1 protein-coding gene is annotated in these 2,297 nt (G+C 33.1%); it reads right to left on the minus strand.

Annotated features, from left to right (window positions below):
• Positions 1-74 precede the first annotated feature (74 nt).
• A complete protein-coding gene (locus F973_RS01200; RefSeq protein WP_155756447.1) occupies positions 75-1,937 on the minus strand; it encodes a glycine zipper family protein in 1,863 nt (620 codons plus the stop codon).
• Between the last annotated feature and the right edge of the window lie 360 nt (positions 1,938-2,297).

Consider the following 2,297-nt stretch of genomic DNA (forward strand, 5'->3'; position numbering starts at 1 on the left):
AAAACAAGCATTTCCCATGCTTATTGGGGAGTAGATTATCACTTATAGACGTGGTCTAAAATCCTAGACCCACATCAGTAATACCCTTTTAAATCTTTTTCATATAACTTGTGCCGTATCGGTAAAATTTCTTTAATAAAGAATTTCGCTAATTCAACTAACTCATGTGAAACTTTTTTTGCTTTTGCTACAACATGAGGTTTTAGAAATTGATCTGATTGTGCCGAAGCGAAGACATTTCCAAGAAAACTCCCAACAGTTGCACCAACGATAGCTCCTACAGGGCCTAATGCTGCACCAGCCCAGAAACCAATGGCCTTACCCGTCAGTACTCCAGAAACTTTTGCACTCGTATCAACTATAGTGTGTAAAGCTGCATCCTTTGCTTCGTAACCTCCATATTCATATAAATGATAATGGCGTTTAGACGATACGAATACAGCAAGAAATGATGTTAATACACTCTCTTGCATTGAACCAAATTGATCTAAATGCGCTACAGAATCTGCTAGAACCGTCTGTACTGTTTCATGTGATAAGTCATAGTCAATAATAACATTTGGATGATCTTTAAAATATTCTGCCATTTCACTATTAATAATGACTGGAATATCTGGATGATTATTTAAGTGGGCTTGGATATAACTTGCACTAGTAGTGCACTTCACTTGCATTGGATGGCCATCTACAAGTAGGTCATACCCCATTTGATTCGATTTTTCAGGAAAAATAACATGATGACCTTGAGCTTTTAGATGTTCAGCCACTTGCTGTTCAGCAACATAGCCAGATAAGCGTGTCAAAGCTCCATCACTTAGATTGCTTACCTTATTTTGCAAATCAAAAAAATCTGTTGGATGACCTGCCGATGAAAATCTTAATGCCTGTAATACTTCAGGTTGAATCTGAGAATAGTTCCACAAACTAAAAGCAGAGATAGCTCCTGCTTGAAGTAAGCTATCCTCAATTTTTGATTGATCTTTTAAAATGTAGTTTAATCGTTCCGTGAGATGATGATGGACTCTAAAATATTGTTGAAACTCTTCTATAGAGACAGCCAATGGAGCAGATTTGACTAAATCGTTATAATAAGGAAGCTCTGAATTACCACCAAAAAATTTGTGTGACGCATTATAGTTTAATCGTTGTAAACCACCGAGTAACTGTGAAGTTGTACTTATCGCTTGGTTTGACTTAAAACTATATTGGATAAGTTTTTCATTAATAAGTGCTTGGAATCTTGAATACTGACTTTGGGAGTAATCAGAATATTTATCATTTAAACTATGAGCCAGTTCTATATCCTTGACATTGCAAGAGTATTGACCATCTCTTTGAATAAGTAGAAAAATAAAATTTTGCCATGCTTCTATATGGCGTTCTGAGTTATGGCGTTTAGTACGCTCAATATTTATTTTTTGATAGTAAATTGCTTTGCTGTATTGCTTATTTTGGACTAAAGATTTAATCAAATAGTCTATAAGAATGGTATTTTCATAAACACGCACCATCTGATCCAAAATTTCTTCTGACCCTTTTAAAAAACCACGACTTGCTAAAATAGAAGCAATATACTCATATTCATGTATTTCAAAAATTTGATACTTCAGAGCTTGTGAACACCATTGCTCGACCCATCCATTTTTCTTACTTATTTGATCAACTATAGGATTTCGATGCTGATTTTCTAATAAACAATTGATGATTTTGTGCAATAAATTACGAGCTTGAGCATTTTTTTTTGGATCAGGTAATTGCCAAGTTTTATATTCTTCTAGTAGTTTGTCTTTTTCATATTGTTGCCATTGATTTGAAATTTTTTTTTGCGAAAAAAGAAGAATCATTTCAATGATACTTAAATCATTGAAATGATTTTCAAAAATCACCCAGCGTTGTTGAAGATCATCGACAGTAAGCATAGTATCTTTTATAAACACTCTTTACCTAAAATATACACTACTTACATCAAAGCCACACTTTTTAATTGCGTAATTTGTCTATTTTTTAACTTTAAGATATTGAAAAGTAATTAATTGTTAGCTAATGTTAAACTTAAAGTGCTTGCTAGTATAATTATTTCTGATATTTGATACTTTGGTTCGGCTTTCTTACACAAAGCCGCTTATACTCAAGATTAGCTCGATGGATAAATATAATAAAAGATTTTGAGGTGGTGGAAGTCGGAATCAATGTTCATTTCATATACATCCTATTGATAGTAAATAATGTGGTTCCGTTAATTAGACCACTCAATTCAGTTTTATAAGTGATAAATCCGCTCTAAATATTTAAATTAT

Source organism: Acinetobacter sp. CIP 102129, assembly GCF_000368305.1.
Lineage (GTDB): Bacteria > Pseudomonadota > Gammaproteobacteria > Pseudomonadales > Moraxellaceae > Acinetobacter > Acinetobacter parvus.